The organism is Pseudomonas rossensis, from assembly GCF_039888995.1.
Taxonomy (GTDB): domain Bacteria; phylum Pseudomonadota; class Gammaproteobacteria; order Pseudomonadales; family Pseudomonadaceae; genus Aquipseudomonas; species Aquipseudomonas rossensis.
Window position 1 is genome coordinate 1 of sequence record NZ_JBBWCB010000083.1, and the last position, 16,469, is coordinate 16,469.

Consider the following 16,469-nt stretch of genomic DNA (forward strand, 5'->3'; position numbering starts at 1 on the left):
CTTCCGATCTCTCGTTAGCGGGAGGCGAATTCTACAGCGTTACTCGCTGCTGTCAACACCTCTTTTACACCGCTTTCGACCGAGAAGATCGAATCGTTAAAAGAGCCAAACAACACCACCCTTTCAACTCCTTCTGGGCTTCGATGACCTGAAGCAACTCGTTGTCGAAAACTGCGTAACTCATTGTTTACCAAGGAGTTTTCCGTTTCGACTGCGCCGGAAGTGGGGCGAATTATAGACTTCCAGAATCTGCCGTCAACCCCTAATTTGAGCTTTATTCGGATTTGAGCGTAATACGCGCAAATGCCTTCTTCCCGGCCTGGCAAACATGGGTCGCGCCCAGTACGTATATAAAGGTGCGATCGACAACCTCACCATCTATACGCACACCACCAGAACCTAGAAGGTCCCGCGCGACAGCCGAGTTCTTGACCAGACCTGCCTTATTAAGGACAGCAGCAATCGGCATGTCTTCAGTAGCAGTCAATTCGATCTCTGGCAGATCGTCCGGTAGTTCGCCTTCCTTCATACGGTTACCCGCCGCACGGTGAGCATTAGCCGCAGCCTCTTCACCATGGAAACGCGCAACGATCTCTTCGGCCAGCTTGATCTTGATATCACGCGGATTGGCACCCGCCTCTACATCAGCACGGAATGCATTGATCTCATCCATGGAGCGGAAACTGAGCAATTCGAAGTAGCGCCACATCAGCGCATCCGGAATGGAAACCAGTTTGCCGTACATCACACCCGGCGCTTCCTGAATACCCACGTAGTTGCCCAAGGACTTGGACATCTTCTTCACACCATCCAGACCTTCAAGCAGCGGCATGGTCAGAATGCACTGAGCCTCTTGACCATATCCACGCTGCAGTTCACGCCCCATCAACAGATTGAACTTCTGATCAGTACCACCCAGCTCGACATCCGCGCGCAAGGCTACCGAGTCGTAACCCTGAACCAGCGGGTAGAGAAACTCATGAATGGCGATTGGCTGATTGGTGGTGTAGCGCTTATAGAAGTCGTCGCGCTCGAGCATGCGAGCCACGGTGTACTGAGAAGTCAGGCGAATGAAATCGGCCGGCCCCATCTGATCCATCCAGGTGGAGTTGAACGCAACTTCGGTTTTCGCCGGATCAAGAATCTTGAAAACCTGGGCCTTGTAGGTCTCGGCATTCTCGAGAACCTGCTCGCGGGTAAGAGGAGGACGTGTCGCACTCTTGCCACTCGGATCGCCGATCATCCCGGTGAAGTCACCTATGAGGAAGATCACCTGATGCCCCAGCTCCTGGAACTGGCGAAGCTTATTAATAAGCACGGTATGACCCAGGTGCAAATCCGGCGCGGTCGGATCGAAGCCTGCCTTAATACGCAGCGGCTGGCCACGCTTGAGCTTTTCGATCAGCTCGGACTCGACCAACAGTTCTTCCGCACCACGTTTAATCAGCGCTAGCTGCTCTTCAACCGACTTCATAACAGACCCGCAAGGCTCGAATTCAAAGGGAACCAACCATACAAGATCGCGCGTCAAATACAAGTTCTGCCCGGCGCACGGATGCCAATCCACGGACACAGCGTTCGCGGACTTGCTTCAGAGATGATTTGGTTATATTTTATACAGTTATTTCATCTTCATCATGTCATTCATCTTTTCCAATTCATCTTTTTCAAAGTCAAAAATTACCTATGACCAAAGAATCGTCTAAAGCGCCGCCGCTTTACCCGAAGACCCACCTGCTCGCAGCAAGTGGCATCGCCGCCCTTCTGAGCCTGGCGCTTCTGGTATTTCCTTCCAGTGATGTTGAAGCCAAAAAGACGACCCTGAGTCTTGAACTGGAAAGCCCTGCTGAACAACTGACACAAGATCAAGACGCTGCCGAAGCGGTCCAAGCCACAAATGAGCCAGCAGCTTCCCCTTTCGCGCAGATCGAAAACAGCGCCGAAGAACCCCAGGAAACCGCTCAGACCGCGCCAGCGCCAGTGCCTGTGATCGAAGAAAAAAAGTCTCCAAACCACAGGGAAGTGATCGTTTCTAAAGGCGATACCCTCTCCACCCTGTTTGAAAAAGTCGGCCTTCCAGCAGCTTCGGTGCATGAAGTGCTGGCCAGCGACAAACAAGCCAAACAGTTCAGCCAACTCAAACATGGCCAGAAACTCGAATTCGAACTGAGCCCCGATGGCCAGCTGACCAATCTGCACAGCAAGGTCAGCGACGTCGAAAGCATCACCTTGATCAAGAATGACAAGGGTTATGCATTCAACCGCATTACCGCCAAGCCGACCGTGCGCTCTGCCTACGTTCATGGCGTGATCAACAGTTCGCTGTCGCAGTCCGCTGCACGCGCCGGTTTGTCCCACAGCCTGACCATGGACATGGCCAGCGTGTTTGGCTATGACGTCGACTTCGCCCAGGATATTCGCCAGGGCGACGAGTTCGACGTGATCTACGAACAGAAAGTCGTCAACGGCAAGGCTGTCGGCAATGGCCCGATCCTTTCCGCTCGCTTCACTAACCGCGGCAAGATCTACACCGCCGTGCGTTACACCAATAAACAAGGCAACAGCAGCTACTACACTGCTGACGGCAACAGCATGCGCAAGGCGTTTATCCGTACCCCGGTGGACTTCGCCCGCATCAGCTCGAAATTCTCAATGGGCCGCAAGCACCCGATCCTGAACAAGATCCGCGCTCACAAAGGCGTCGACTATGCAGCGCCGCGTGGCACTCCAATCAAGGCAGCCGGTGACGGCAAAGTGTTGTTGGCCGGTCGCCGTGGCGGCTACGGCAACACCGTGATCATCCAGCACGGCAATACCTACCGTACGCTGTACGGCCACATGCAGGGCTTTGCCAAAGGCGTGCAGACTGGCAGTAGCGTCAAACAAGGCCAGGTGATCGGCTACATCGGCACCACCGGACTTTCCACCGGACCGCATTTGCATTACGAGTTCCAGGTCAATGGCGTGCACGTCGACCCACTAGGCCAGAAAGTGGCGATGGCCGATCCGATCTCCAAAGCTGAACGCGCACGTTTCCTCGCGCAGAGCCAACCGCTGATGGCGCGCATGGATCAAGAGAAATCCACGCAGCTGGCTTCGAGCAAGCGCTAAGTCATGACGCTCTATATAGGTGTGATGTCCGGGACCAGCCTCGATGGCCTGGACATTGCGTTGATCGAGCTGACTCCAGCGATCAACCTGATTGCCACGCACTACACCCCAATGCCTGACGCCCTGCGCACCGAGCTGCTTGGCTTGTGCGCCAGCGGCCCGGACGAGATTGCCCGCTCCGCCATCGCTCAACAAAACTGGGTGAAATTGGCAGCACAGGGTATTCACACCCTCCTCGACCAACAAAAACTGAAACCCGAAGACATTCGCGCGATTGGCAGCCACGGCCAGACCATTCGCCACGAACCGGCGCGCGGTTTCACCGTGCAGATCGGCAACCCTGCCCTTCTGACCGAGTTGACCGGCATCACCGTGGTCAGCGACTTCCGCAGCCGCGATGTTGCGGCTGGCGGACAAGGCGCCCCACTGGTCCCTGCCTTTCACGAAGCGTTGTTTGAAGAGCGCGCAGGCAATCGCGCGGTATTGAACGTCGGCGGTTTCAGCAACCTTAGCCTGATCGAGCCCGGCAAACCGGTAGCCGGTTTCGACTGTGGCCCGGGCAATGTTCTGCTGGATGCCTGGATTCACCAGCAACGCGGCGACAACTTTGATCGCGATGGCCAATGGGCTGCCAGCGGCAAGGTCCAACCGGTTCTGCTGAACGAACTGCTGAGTGATCCATTTTTCGTGACCAAAGGCCCAAAGAGCACCGGCCGCGAAGTATTCAACCTTGCATGGCTGACACAGCATCTATCGAAACTGTCGACCTTCGCCGCCGAAGACGTGCAGGCAACCCTGCTCGAACTGACCGCCCTGACCATCGTCGAGTCACTGCAAAGCGCTCAATCAGATACCCAGGAACTGTTGGTCTGCGGCGGCGGCGCCCACAACGCCACGCTGATGAACCGCTTGGCCAGCTTGCTGCCGAACGCCAAGGTCAGCAGCACCGCGGCTTACGGTGTAAACCCCGACTGGGTCGAAGCCATGGCCTTCGCCTGGCTGGCCCATTGCTGCCTTGAAGGCATCGCTGCCAATCGCCCAAGTGTCACTGGCGCCCGCGGCCTGCGCGTACTCGGCGCCATCTACCCCGCTTAATCTGCACACAGCAAAACGCCGCAGAGCCCTGAGGCCATGCGGCGCTTGGTGATGCGGTAACTTGCGATCAGATCGAGAACGAAGAGCCGCAGCCACACGTGGTGCTGGCGTTCGGATTCTTGATCACGAAGCGCGAACCTTCCAGACCTTCCTGATAATCCACCTCGGCACCTGCCAGGTACTGGAAGCTCATCGGATCAACGACCAGACTCACCCCTTCGCGCTCGACAATGGTGTCGTCATCGGCCACTTCCTCATCGAAGGTGAAGCCGTACTGAAAACCTGAACAACCGCCGCCCGTAACGAATACGCGCAGCTTCAAGCGATCATTCCCCTCTTCATCGACCAGGCTCTTCACCTTGTGCGCGGCACCGTGGGTGAATTGCAAAGCCGTGGGGGTGAAGGATTCGACGCTCATGCTAACTATCTCCCGGCGTTACGCCGCCATAATGCGTGATGACGCGCATTATCCGCTTCTCCTAGAAAATCGGTCAACTATTGTTACGGTATATCAATCAACCCAATCGTAAGCCCGGAATGCAAAAAGGCCCGTCAGACGGGCCTTTTTACTGAGCAGGATAAAACCTTACGGCAGCATGCCTGCATGAGACAGACCCAAGCGCTCATCCAGACCAAACAGGATGTTCAGGTTCTGCACCGCCTGACCCGACGCACCTTTGACCAGGTTGTCGATCACCGACAACACCACCACCAGATCACCATCCTGCGGACGATGCACCGCAATACGGCAAACGTTGGCACCGCGCACGCTGCGGGTTTCCGGATGGCTGCCGGCCGGCATGACATCGACGAACGGTTCGTTGGCATAGCGCTTTTCAAACAGCACCTGCAGATCAACCGAGCGGTCCACGACCGTCGCGTAGAGCGTCGAGTGGATGCCTCGAATCATTGGCGTCAGGTGCGGAACGAACGTCAGACCGACGTCCTTGCCCGCGGCACGACGCAGACCCTGGCGGATTTCCGGCAAGTGACGGTGACCTTTGACGGCGTAAGCCTTCATGCTTTCCGACGTCTCGGAGTACAGCGAACCTACAGACGCGCCACGACCGGCACCACTGACGCCGGATTTGCAGTCAGCAATCAAGCGGGTGGTATCGGCCAGACCTGCTTCAAGCAATGGCAGAAAACCCAATTGCGTAGCAGTCGGGTAGCAACCCGGCACGGCGATCAGACGAGCCTGCTTGATCTGCTCGCGATTGACTTCCGGCAAGCCGTAAACCGCCTCTTCCAGCAGTTCCGGCGCGCCGTGCGGCTGACCGTACCACTTGGCCCACTCATCGGCGTCTTGCAGACGGAAGTCCGCCGACAGGTCAATGACTTTGGTCCCGGCCGCCAACAGTTCGCCTGCCAGCGCATGGGCAACACCGTGAGGCGTTGCGAAGAACACCACGTCGCAAGCGCCCAGCGTCTTGATGTCCGGAACGCTGAACGCCAGACCGTCGTAATGACCGCGCAGGTTCGGATACATATCAGCCACGGCCAGACCGGCCTCGGATCGGGAAGTGATGACGACCACTTCAGCTTGCGGGTGCTGCGCCAACAGACGCAGCAGTTCGACACCGGTGTAACCCGTGCCGCCGACGATACCGACCTTGACCATAACCCTGCCCTCAACGAACCCACTGGAAAGCCGTCGATAATAGGGCCCGTATCGTCCTGCGACAACCGGCAAGGTGACGTGCGGAGCCTCAAGCCTCTACTATCCAACCTACCGTGAACGTGGGAATAACTAAAAAATGCTTTATCTGTGGCTCAAAGCGCTTCACATCGTCAGCATGGTCTGCTGGTTTGCCGGCCTGTTCTACCTGCCGCGCCTGTTCGTTTATCACTCGCAAAGTGAAGACACTGTCAGTAAAGAACGCTTCAGCATCATGGAGCGCAAGCTGTACCGCGGCATCATGGGGCCGGCGATGATCGCCACCTTGATTTTCGGCATCGCACTGATCGGCCTGAACCCAAGCATATTCAGTCAGGGGGCGTGGATGCACGCCAAGTTGACCCTGGTGGTGATCCTGATCGGCTACCACCACATGTGCGGCGCTCAGGTGAAACGTTTTGCCCGTGACGAGAACACCCGCAGCCATGTCTTTTATCGCTGGTTCAATGAAGTGCCGGTTCTGATATTGCTGGCCATTGTAATTCTGGTCGTCGTTCGGCCGTTCTAACTCCACTAAGCACAACTCACCGGGGTACTTCCAATGTCGCTGCCCGCTCTGCTCGAACAACGCTTGCGTCTGCCAGTGGTGGCAGCGCCAATGTTCCTGATCTCCAACCCACAACTGGTGCTCGCCTGCTGCCGTAATGGCGTGGTGGGCAGCTTTCCTGCGCTGAACCAGCGCGAGAGCAGCGGCTTCAAGGCCTGGCTGGAAGAGATTGAAGCAGGATTGGCGACATTGGAGAATCCGGCGCCTTATGCAGTGAACCTGATCGTCCACAACAGCAACCCGCGGCTGCAAGCGGACCTGGCGATCTGCATCGAGCACAAAGTGCCGATTGTGATCACCAGTCTCGGCGCCGTGAAAGAACTGGTCGATGCAGTGCACAGCTATGGCGGTCTGGTGTTCCATGACGTGACGACTCGTCGCCATGCAGAGAAAGCCGCCGAGGCCGGGGTCGACGGTTTGATCGCCGTGGCAGCAGGCGCCGGTGGACACGCCGGAACCTGGAGCCCGTTCTCGCTGATTGCCGAGATCCGCCAATTCTTCGACAAGACCCTGCTGCTGGCCGGGTGCCTGAACCACGGTCACGAGATTCTCGCTGCACAATTGCTCGGTGCGGATCTGGCCTACTTCGGTACGCGATTTATCGGCACCACCGAAAGTCATGCGCCTGACGCCTATAAAGAGATGCTGCTGACTTCCAGAGCCGCGGACATCGTCCATACTCCAGCGGTGTCGGGAGTACCGGCGAGCTTTATGCGTCAGAGTCTTGAGGCTGCAGGTTTCGACATGGCCGCGCTGCAAGGCAAGGGCGAGGTGAACTTCGGCTCCAAACTCAAGCCCATAAGCGATGAAGCCAAAGCCTGGAAAACCGTCTGGTCCGCAGGCCAGGGTGTCGGCGAGATCGATGACCTGCCGAGTGTTGATCAATTGGTCGCTCGCCTCGATGCCGAGTACCGAAAAGCACTGGAGCTGGCGGCAGCGCTGCCCAAGCGCTGGCCACGCTGACAGGAAAACTTGGCCAATCCATTCCGGCTGGCTTTACACGACAAGGATGCCTCGCAATGAGCGAAAACCGTTTCAAGATCGTGTTCGACGGCGCTCTGCTGCCAGGTGTTGACGTCAGCACCGCCAAGCTCAATCTCGCCGAGTTGTTCAAAAGCGATGTGGCTGCCATCGAGCGGCTGTTCAGTGGCAAGCCGGTTGCGCTCAAACGCGACCTGTCGCAGGTCGATGCGCAGACTTATCTCCAGGCGCTGACCAAAACCGGTATCGATGCCCGGATTGAATCCGAACCCTTGATCGAGCTGAACCTGTCCGACGCTCATCAACACGCCCCTGCCGCCGCGGCAGATCCCGAATCCCCTTACGCACCACCCCAGGCTACCGTTGGCGAAGCTTTGCCTGCGTTTTCCACACTCAAGCCGTTCAGCTTCGAGGGTCGGATCGGTCGCTTGCGTTATCTGGCCTGGACGATGTCGCTGACGCTGGTGACCCTTAGCATTGGCTCTTTGGTTGCTGTTTTTGCCTTGGCCCTCATCAACACGGACTCGACCATCGCCCTCATTCTCGGGGGCCTGCTGGCCTTGATCGGCTTCGTGTCGCTCGGCCTCGTCAGCATCCAGTTCAGTGTCCAGCGCCTGCATGATGCTGGCTGGTCTGGTTGGCTCTAGCTGCTGACCCTCGTGCCGTTCGTGGGCAGCATCTTTCCGTTCGTCATGGTGATTGTGCCGGGCAATAACACCGCCAATCGATACGGTGCGCCACCACCGCCCAACAGCACCGCGGTCAAGATCCTGTCGTCACTGTGGCTGGTGTTTATCGCGATCCTGTTCATCGGCGGACTGACCGGCGGCCTTACTACCATTCAGAGCGAATACGAAAGCGCCACCCAGAGCAGCTATGAAAGTGACTCCGTGACCACCGAAGAGATCGAAGATCAAACCGCCGTGGAAGCAGAGCCAGCGCCAAATTCAGCTGACGAAGCAGCCGAAGCAGCCCAGCCCCCTGTAGACTCTGCGAAAGAATGAACAGCGCTCCCCGTCCGTGACACCTGCGTCGCCGGCGCGGAGCTGTTGCGATGGAGAAATGCATGACCCGTTACGCTCTGATCACTGGCGCTTCCAGCGGCATCGGCCTGGCGATGGCCGAAGCCCTGGCCCGGCGCGGCCGCAGCCTGATTCTGGTGGCCCGTCAGCGTGATCAGCTGGAAAGTATTGCGATTGAACTGACTCAACGTTTTGGCGTGGAAGTGTTGTTCCGAGCCTGCGACCTCGGCGAGCCGCTAAGGCTGTCCGGTTTTCTGCTGGAGCTGGAGGAAGGTGACCGACAGATCGATTTGCTGGTCAACTGCGCCGGCATCGGCACCTGCGGCCCTTTTCTGGCTCAGGACTGGATGACCGAGCAGGACCTGATCGAAGTGAACATCCTCGCACTCACTCGCCTGTGTCACGCGATCGGCAACAGTATGGCGCTGCAGGGCGGCGGACAAATTTTGAATGTCGCCTCGGTGGCGGCGTTCCATCCCGGCCCGTGGATGAGTACTTATTACGCCAGCAAGGCTTATGTGTTGCACTTTTCCGAAGGGTTGCGCGTCGAACTGAAAAAATGCGCGGTCAAGGTCTCGGTGCTCTGCCCCGGCCCTACCCGCACGGCGTTTTTCCGCACCGCGCAATTGGACGCTGGCAAACTGATCGACAGCAAAATGCTGATGAGCCCCGAGGAAGTCGCGCTCTACACCGTGCGGGCTCTGGAGAAAAATCGCGCCATCATTATTCCTGGTCGACGCAACCGCTGGCGCGCCTTCCTGCCGCGACTCGGCTCGCGCTGGCTGACCCGGACAATCGCCGGCATGGTCAACAAGGCTTATTGCCCGCGCTGATCGCACCCTCAAGGTAAAAGGCTGGGCTCGGGCATAACCCATGGTTACACTCAGGCCAGCCAAAACAACGGAGAAAACAGCTGTGGATACTCTGTTCACCAAGATCATCAACCGGGAAATCCCGGCGAAGATCATTTACGAGGACGACCAGGTACTGGCCTTCCACGACATCGCCCCACAGGCACCGGTGCATTTTCTGGTGATCCCGAAAAAAGCGGTGCGCACGCTTAACGACCTGACCGAGAACGACAAGGCATTGGCTGGGCATATTCTGTTCACCGCCCAGCGTCTGGCTCTGGAACTGGGTTGCGAAGAAGGCTTCCGCGTGGTCATGAATTGCAATCCACTGGGTGGGCAGACCGTCTATCACATACATATGCATGTATTGGGTCAGCGCCAGATGCATTGGCCGCCGGGCTGATTGCAGTAAGCCCTGTGGGGGTGGGCAATCCCGCTCCCACAAACACCTGCGTCGCAATGACCCAGCGCAAACCTTCCCCGGCCGATTGGGTTAAACTGGCCGCCGAGATTCTTCCCGGAGGTCAGCATGACTACCCAACGTCACTACTCGCCGATTGACCGTCTTCTGCTGCAAGCCGATGCCGCGATGCGTACTTTGCTGCCCTTCAGTGGCCAGCCGTACCGTCCTTCGCCGGCTATCGTGCAGCCGGATGCGCAAATGAGCGACGAAGACACCCGGCACGTCGCCGGTCTGATGCGCATCAACCATACCGGTGAAGTCTGTGCCCAGGCGCTGTATCAGGGTCAGGCCCTGACCGCCAAGCTGCCGCAAGTGCGCGCCGCCATGGAGCATGCCGCCGAAGAAGAAATCGACCACCTGGTCTGGTGCGAACAACGCATAAAACAGTTGGGCAGCCACACCAGCATTCTCAATCCGCTGTTTTACGGCATGTCGTTCGGGATTGGCGCGGTGGCAGGGTTGATCAGCGATAAAGTCAGCCTGGGTTTCGTTGCTGCGACCGAGCATCAGGTGTGCAAACACCTCAACGAACACCTTGAGCAACTGCCAGCCGAGGACGAAAAGTCCCGGGCGATCCTCGAGCAGATGCGCATTGATGAAGAACACCACGCCGAAAGCGCGCTGGAGGCTGGGGGTTTCCGCTTCCCGGCACCGGTGAAGTTCGGCATGAGCCTGATGGCCAAGGTCATGACCAAGAGTACTTATCGGATCTGATCCCAAACACCGAGCACAAAAAATGGCGCTTTCAGCGCCCTTTTTTTTGCTCGCAGAAAATCAGCTCGGCATGTTGCGCGCGTAGAAGATTTCCAGCATTTCGTGTTTCACACGCTCGGTCACCTGAGCACGCTGCTCAGACGACAGGTTGCTGGTAGCGTCGCCGAACAGGTAGTTATCCAGCTCGAAGTTCTTGAGCAGCATTTTGGTGTGGAACAGGTTTTCCTGGTACACGTTCACGTCGGTCATCTGGTATGCGTCGCGGGTGTCTTCGGAAAGGTAGTTCTGAATCGAGTTGATCTCGTGGTCGATGAAGTGCTTTTTGCCTTCCACGTCACGGGTGAAACCGCGCACACGATAATCCACGGTCACGATATCCGAATCGAACTGGTGGATCAGGAAGTTGAGCGCCTTGAGCGGTGAAATGACGCCACAGGTCGACACATCAATGTCCACACGGAATGTCGCGATGCCATCGTCCGGATGGATTTCCGGGTAGGTGTGCACCGTGATGTGGCTCTTGTCGAGGTGGGCCAGGATAATTTCAGGCAGCGGGCCCGGGGACTCTTCGATCTGACTGTCGGTCGGGGTCACCGGCTCTTCGGAGATCAGAATCGTGACACTGGCGCCCTGGGGTTCATAGTCCTGACTGGCGATGTTCAGGATGTTGGCACCAATGATATCGACAACTTCTGTGAGGATCTGCGTCAGGCGCTTCGCGTTGTACTCTTTATTGATGTACTCGACGTAAGCCTGTTGGTCTTGCGGGGTTTGCGCGTAGCAGATGTCATAGATGTTGAAGCTCAAGGTCTTTGTCAGGTTATTGAACCCGTGGAGCTTGAGTTTGCTTTTCACCGTTAAAGACTCTCTATGTATTGCGGCCCGGCCGCATGATCAAGCATGCCCGTCAGATGCGAACGACGCACCTGCGTAGGACGGTTAACACCTCTGCACAATGGCGATTCTGGTTGTCTGTTGGGGTGTGCGGCCTGTCGGGGACAGGCCACTCCCCTGAAAAAAGTGGCGCATTGTGCAGACGTCAGCTTGGGATCGCCACAGTCTGCACTGCCTTTATGATAGTTGAATGTCGATTCAACCGAGCTCGATGATCTCGTAGTCATGAGTAATTGCCACGCCAGCCGCACCAAGCATGATCGACGCCGAGCAATACTTCTCGGCAGACAGCTCGATGGCGCGTTTGACCTGGGCTTCTTTCAAGCCGCGGCCCTTGACCACGAAGTGCATGTGGATCTTGGTGAATACCTTCGGATCTTCGGTGGCACGCTCGGCTTCGAGGAAGGCTTCGCAGCTTTCAACGGCCTGACGGGACTTCTTGAGGATGCTGACCACGTCGAAATTGCTGCAACCGCCAACACCCAGCAGGAGCATTTCCATCGGCCGGACACCCAGGTTGCGACCGCCGGCATCGGGCGGACCGTCCATGACCACGACATGACCGCTGCCGGATTCGCCGAGGAACATGGCTTCGCCAGCCCATTGGATGCGTGCCTTCATCGCCAAGACTCCACTGTATAAAAAAGGATCGCCAGCTTAGCACAGGGGCCTTGATTGACGGCGTCTCGCCTTCCTACGACGCATGCCGCTGCGCTGTAGGTAAATTCTCGAATATTGCAGGAAGTGTCTGTTAAGCTGGCGCCAATTGACTGGCGCATGGCCAGCTTTGTAGCAACCTCAGCGACTCATAAGAAAACCAAACACACCGTGAAGTCTTTTCGGGATACAACCATGGTTGCTATTACCCCAACACCCAAAATCAAGAACCTGGACAAGCTGCTGATGCACTGCCAGCGCCGTCGTTATGCGGCCAAAAGCAACATCATTTGTGCCGGCGAGCGCTCGGACACGCTGTTCTTCATCATCAAGGGTTCAGTCACCATCCTGATCGAGGATGACGATGGCCGCGAAATGATCATCGCCTACTTGAACTCCGGAGACTTTTTCGGCGAATTGGGCCTGTTCGAACAGGCCGGCCTGGAACAGGAACGCAGCGCCTGGGTGCGCGCCAAGATCGAATGCGAAGTCGCGGAGATCAGCTACGCGAAATTCCGCGAGCTGTCCCGACAGGATCCAGACATTCTTTACGTGCTCAGCGGACAAATCGCACAGCGCCTGCGCAATACCACCCGCAAAGTGGGTGACCTGGCCTTCTTCGACGTTACCGGCCGTGTCGCACGCTGCCTGCTGGAACTGTGCAAGCAGCCGGATGCGATGACTCACCCGGACGGCATGCAGATCAAGGTGACCCGTCAGGAAATCGGGCGGATTGTCGGTTGTTCCCGCGAGATGGTCGGTCGCGTACTCAAGGACCTGGAAGAACGCAACCTGGTGGACGTCAAAGGCAAGACCATGGTGGTCTTCGGTACGCGCTAAACCCTGAACATGTCTGCCAGCAACTGGCGGTACAACGTGTCGAGTCGCCCCAACGCATCAGGTGCTGCATATTTTTCATGAAGAGCAATGTGGCTCTCGGCGCGAACTCGCTGCTCCAGGCCACAGGCTTCATTGAACCGGTTGACCGCCGCAACCATCGACTCACGCTCGTTATCGAGCAACAAAGCCCCGTGCACCAACCCTACCGGACGCGTACCGCCCTTGCTCTGGCGCCAGCGCTGCGCGGTGCCAACCATCTTGCGCCCATCGAGATTGACGTTGAATCGGCCATCGCAAAACGCGCCATCAACTTCGCCCAAGGACGAAACGCCGCCCATCTCATCAAGCAACTGACAAATCGGGTCGCAGAGTCGACGATAAGCGATTTCGATCCGGTTCTGGTCACCCTCGTTACGCGGTGGCGCGTAGACCAGCGCGATATTGATGGTTGAGGCCGATTGCGGCACTGGTTCACCGCCGGTTTCACGCAATAACACCGGCCAACCCGCCGCAGCCGATACCTCGCACGCGGCCTCGAACCCAGGCAGGCGATTCAACCGTCGAGGCATGACCAGCGCCCGATCACTGGGTTGCCAGAACAGCAGACCAAACTCCGAATCGCCGGTGCACACATGGGCCAACAGATCCTGTTCGGCGAGCAAGCCGGCTTCGACGGTCAGAGAGATTGGCTGAGGCATGAATAACTCCGTAAGACATGAAGTCTTTGGGGCACTTGATGGCCTCTTCGCGGGCAAGCCCGCTCCCACAGGGGATCGGGTTGCCTGCGAAGATGTTTTCAGTCGAGGGTCGAGCCGCTGACCGGACCGCCACGCTCTGGAAAGAACAGACGCTGCAGTTCGGTGCCCGGGCTTTCGGCGCGCATGAACGCTTCGCCAACCAGGAACGCGTACACATCGCTGATTTCCATCAGCTCGACATCGGCCCGGTTGAGAATGCCACTTTCGGTGATCACCAAGCGATCACGCGGGATACGCGGCAACAGATCGAGGGTGGTTTCCAGATTGACTTCGAAGGTGTGCAGGTTGCGGTTGTTCACGCCCACCAGCGGAGTGTCCAGGGTTTTCAAGGCCCGCTCCAGCTCGTCGCCATCGTGAACTTCCACCAGCACATCGAGGCCGACACTTTTGGCCACGGCCGCCAACTCGGCCATTTTCACGTCATCCAGTGCGGAGACGATCAATAGCACGCAGTCGGCGCCCAATGCTCGGGCTTCGACGATCTGGTACGGATCGATCATGAAGTCCTTGCGGATCACCGGCAGTTTGCACGCCGCCCGCGCCTGTTGCAGATACGCATCGGCGCCCTGGAAGTAATCGATATCGGTGAGCACTGACAGACAGGTCGCGCCGCCCTTCTCGTAACTCTTGGCGATGTCGGCGGGAACGAAGTTCTCGCGGATAACACCTTTGCTCGGTGAAGCTTTCTTGATTTCTGCAATGACCGCTGGCTGCTTGAGCTTGGCCTGAGCCAACAATGCCTTGGCAAAACCACGGGGTGCATCGGCCGCCTTGGCCAGACTTTCCAGCTCCGCCAGGCTTACGCGAGCGCTACGCTCGGCGACTTCCTGGACTTTACGGGCCAGAATGTTTTCCAGAACCGTCGGTACACTCATCCCTCATTCTCCACTTTGAATACCGCGGTAAATGCACCCAACTCCTCCAGTTTTTCCCGAGCGAGGCCTGTGTGCAGCGCATCGTGCGCCAGGGCAACGCCTTCTTTCAAACTGCTGGCATGGTCGGCGGCGTACAGCGCGGCACCGGCATTGAGCATAATCATTTCCGCGGCTTTCTGACCGTTCTCGGTCTTGCGCTTGCCCAGGGCATCGCGAATCAGCTCCAGGGAAGCCGCCGGGCTATCCACTGCCAGACCGTGCAGGCTCTGGCTCTTCATCCCCAGGTCTTCTGGCTCGACCCAATACTCGGTGATCTGGTCATCCTTCAATTCCGCCACGAAGGTCGGCGCTGCCAGACTGAACTCGTCCAGGCCATCCTTCGAGTGCACCACCAGCACGTGCTTGCTGCCCATACGCTGCAAGACTTCGGCCAGCGGCCGGCACAACGCCTGATTGAACACGCCCACCACCTGATGCTTCACGCCGGCCGGATTCGTAAGCGGGCCGAGCATGTTGAACAGCGTGCGCAAGCCCAGCTCCCGGCGCGGGCCGGCGGCGTGCTTCATGGCGCTGTGATGGGTCTGGGCGAACATGAAACCGATGCCGACGTTGTCGATGCAGCGTGCGACCTGAACCGGGGTCAGGTTCAGATAGATACCCGCCGCCTCCAGCAGATCGGCGCTGCCGCTTTTGCCCGAGACCGCACGGTTACCGTGCTTGGCGACAGTGCAACCCGCGGCCGCAACCACGAACGAGGAAGCAGTCGAGACGTTGAAGATATTGGCACCGTCACCACCGGTACCGACCACATCGACGACGCCGTCGAGGGTCTTGAGTTCGACCTTGTCCGCCAGCTCGCGCATGACCGACACGGCGCCGACGATTTCGTCGATGCTCTCACTCTTCATGCGCATGGCCATCATGAACGCGCCGATCTGCGCGTCCGTGCATTGCCCGGTCATGATTTCGCGCATGACATCGCGCATCTCATCGGTGCTGAGGTCGAGCTGTTCGACGATACGGCTCAGGGCTGTCTTGATATTCATGAAAAGTCCTTAGCGCGTGCCGCCGGTTTGCTTGAGGAAATTAGCGAACAGCTCGTGGCCCTGTTCGGTGAGGATCGACTCAGGGTGAAACTGGACGCCCTCGATGTTCAGTGTCTTGTGACGCAGGCCCATGATCTCGTCGACCGAACCGTCTTCAAGCTGGGTCCAAGCGGTCAGCTCCAGGCAATCGGGCAAGGTTTCGCGTTTGACGATCAGTGAATGATAGCGGGTGACTGTCAGCGGATGGTTCAGGCCTGCAAATACGCCTTTGTCCTCGTGGAACACCGGGCTGGTCTTGCCGTGCATGACCTGACGGGCGCGGACCACATCGCCGCCAAAGGCCTGGCCAATGGATTGATGACCCAGGCACACGCCGAGAATCGGCAGTTTTCCGCCAAAATGCTTGATCACATCAATCGACACGCCGGCTTCGTTCGGCGTGCAAGGACCGGGTGAAACGACAATCCGCTCAGGGTTGAGGGCTTCGATTTCGGCAATGGTGAGCTCATCGTTGCGCACGACTTTGACCTGGGAGCCGAGCTCACCGAGGTATTGCACAACGTTGTAAGTAAAAGAGTCGTAGTTATCGATCATCAGCAACATGGCTTAAGAACCTCTTGAATTTACTGACTTTGAATACAGCCTTCGAAAGATTTACCCGCAGCTTCCTGCACTTTGTCAGTCGCTGGAGTTGCGCTGCAAAGCGGTTTGTCTTGCGGGTAAAGAAGGCAAAGCGGTAAAGATCCGGCCGGGCCGGCAGAAGGATTCAGGCGCGCCAACGCCAACGGGCGTGTGCCTTGATGACTTGATCCAGAAGTTTGCTGACGATCAACACGGGGAAGGTCTCATTTATACGTCTCGGCACAGTAACTTAGCTGGGCAGAGCGTGCAATATGGGGCGATCGAAGCTCTTGAAACAATTGACGGGTTCGCGCCG

At 57.7% G+C, this 16,469-nt stretch carries 17 protein-coding genes and 1 pseudogene; 9 read left to right on the forward strand and 9 right to left on the reverse strand.

The genetic code is table 11. The features are described 5' to 3' along the window. Window positions 1-274: 274 nt before the first annotated feature. On the reverse strand, window positions 275-1,474 hold the full coding sequence (gene tyrS / locus WLY71_RS20295; protein WP_309676872.1) for a tyrosine--tRNA ligase: 1,200 nt from the start codon (window positions 1,472-1,474) through the stop codon (window positions 275-277). Between the two features lie 212 nt (window positions 1,475-1,686). Between tyrS and WLY71_RS20300 the strand changes: the two genes are divergently transcribed. Next, window positions 1,687-3,111, forward strand: a complete 1,425-nt coding sequence (locus WLY71_RS20300) for an OapA family protein (protein ID WP_347804964.1) — start codon at window positions 1,687-1,689, stop codon at window positions 3,109-3,111. A 3-nt stretch (window positions 3,112-3,114) separates the two neighbouring features. Next, complete coding sequence (locus WLY71_RS20305; RefSeq protein ID WP_347804965.1) at window positions 3,115-4,206, forward strand: anhydro-N-acetylmuramic acid kinase; 1,092 nt, start codon at window positions 3,115-3,117, stop codon at window positions 4,204-4,206. Window positions 4,207-4,273: 67 nt separating this feature from the next. On the opposite strand, the gene erpA is transcribed toward WLY71_RS20305, so the two are convergent. Both erpA and argC read right to left on the reverse strand, forming a co-directional pair. After that, a complete protein-coding gene (gene erpA / locus WLY71_RS20310) occupies window positions 4,274-4,624 on the reverse strand; it encodes an iron-sulfur cluster insertion protein ErpA (protein WP_007947969.1) in 351 nt (116 codons plus the stop codon). 168 nt (window positions 4,625-4,792) lie between these two features. Beyond that, window positions 4,793-5,827 carry an N-acetyl-gamma-glutamyl-phosphate reductase gene (argC, locus tag WLY71_RS20315; protein ID WP_347804966.1) on the reverse strand — a complete coding sequence of 345 codons (1,035 nt, stop codon included), beginning with the start codon at window positions 5,825-5,827 and terminating at the stop codon, window positions 4,793-4,795. A gap of 136 nt (window positions 5,828-5,963) precedes the next feature. Between argC and hemJ the strand changes: the two genes are divergently transcribed. The 6 genes and pseudogenes from hemJ (at window position 5,964) to coq7 (ending at window position 10,462) form a co-directional block, all read left to right on the forward strand. Beyond that, complete coding sequence (hemJ, locus tag WLY71_RS20320; RefSeq protein ID WP_347804967.1) at window positions 5,964-6,392, forward strand: protoporphyrinogen oxidase HemJ; 429 nt, start codon at window positions 5,964-5,966, stop codon at window positions 6,390-6,392. Between the two features lie 33 nt (window positions 6,393-6,425). Beyond that, window positions 6,426-7,394 (forward strand): NAD(P)H-dependent flavin oxidoreductase, encoded by a 969-nt coding sequence (locus WLY71_RS20325; RefSeq protein ID WP_347804968.1) that lies wholly within the window; start codon window positions 6,426-6,428, stop codon window positions 7,392-7,394. A 56-nt stretch (window positions 7,395-7,450) separates the two neighbouring features. Beyond that, window positions 7,451-8,416 (forward strand): annotated as a pseudogene (locus tag WLY71_RS20330) (DUF805 domain-containing protein). A 62-nt stretch (window positions 8,417-8,478) separates the two neighbouring features. Further along, window positions 8,479-9,267 carry an SDR family NAD(P)-dependent oxidoreductase gene (locus tag WLY71_RS20335; protein ID WP_046045397.1) on the forward strand — a complete coding sequence of 263 codons (789 nt, stop codon included), beginning with the start codon at window positions 8,479-8,481 and terminating at the stop codon, window positions 9,265-9,267. A gap of 82 nt (window positions 9,268-9,349) precedes the next feature. Beyond that, on the forward strand, window positions 9,350-9,688 hold the full coding sequence (locus WLY71_RS20340) for a histidine triad nucleotide-binding protein (RefSeq protein WP_347804969.1): 339 nt from the start codon (window positions 9,350-9,352) through the stop codon (window positions 9,686-9,688). 126 nt (window positions 9,689-9,814) lie between these two features. Further along, window positions 9,815-10,462, forward strand: a complete 648-nt coding sequence (gene coq7 / locus WLY71_RS20345; RefSeq protein WP_008147238.1) for a 2-polyprenyl-3-methyl-6-methoxy-1,4-benzoquinone monooxygenase — start codon at window positions 9,815-9,817, stop codon at window positions 10,460-10,462. Window positions 10,463-10,522: 60 nt separating this feature from the next. Here coq7 and speD read toward each other — a convergent pair whose 3' ends face one another. Together speD and WLY71_RS20355 are read right to left on the reverse strand one after the other, a co-directional pair. Next, complete coding sequence (speD, locus tag WLY71_RS20350) at window positions 10,523-11,317, reverse strand: adenosylmethionine decarboxylase (RefSeq protein WP_347804970.1); 795 nt, start codon at window positions 11,315-11,317, stop codon at window positions 10,523-10,525. Window positions 11,318-11,554: 237 nt separating this feature from the next. Further along, window positions 11,555-11,977, reverse strand: coding sequence for an OsmC family protein (locus WLY71_RS20355; RefSeq protein WP_007941657.1), 423 nt, complete (start codon window positions 11,975-11,977; stop codon window positions 11,555-11,557). 231 nt (window positions 11,978-12,208) lie between these two features. Here WLY71_RS20355 and crp point away from each other — a divergent pair, with 231 nt between their 5' ends. Beyond that, window positions 12,209-12,853: a cAMP-activated global transcriptional regulator CRP gene (gene crp, locus WLY71_RS20360; protein WP_347804971.1), complete on the forward strand. Its 645-nt coding sequence runs from the start codon at window positions 12,209-12,211 to the stop codon at window positions 12,851-12,853. Here the strand turns inward: crp and WLY71_RS20365 are convergent. The 4 genes from WLY71_RS20365 to WLY71_RS20380 form a co-directional block, all read right to left on the reverse strand. Continuing rightward, window positions 12,850-13,551 carry a lipoate--protein ligase family protein gene (locus tag WLY71_RS20365; RefSeq protein WP_347804972.1) on the reverse strand — a complete coding sequence of 234 codons (702 nt, stop codon included), beginning with the start codon at window positions 13,549-13,551 and terminating at the stop codon, window positions 12,850-12,852. The two genes, crp and WLY71_RS20365, sit on opposite strands and share 4 nt — an antisense overlap. A 98-nt stretch (window positions 13,552-13,649) precedes the next feature. Then, entirely contained in the window at window positions 13,650-14,486 is an 837-nt protein-coding gene (gene trpC / locus WLY71_RS20370) for an indole-3-glycerol phosphate synthase TrpC (RefSeq protein ID WP_347804973.1), read from the reverse strand. Beyond that, window positions 14,483-15,532 carry an anthranilate phosphoribosyltransferase gene (trpD, locus tag WLY71_RS20375; protein WP_056741323.1) on the reverse strand — a complete coding sequence of 350 codons (1,050 nt, stop codon included), beginning with the start codon at window positions 15,530-15,532 and terminating at the stop codon, window positions 14,483-14,485. Before trpD ends, trpC begins: the two co-directional genes overlap by 4 nt. A 9-nt stretch (window positions 15,533-15,541) precedes the next feature. Beyond that, window positions 15,542-16,135 carry an aminodeoxychorismate/anthranilate synthase component II gene (locus WLY71_RS20380; protein WP_074871366.1) on the reverse strand — a complete coding sequence of 198 codons (594 nt, stop codon included), beginning with the start codon at window positions 16,133-16,135 and terminating at the stop codon, window positions 15,542-15,544. Window positions 16,136-16,469 lie beyond the last annotated feature (334 nt).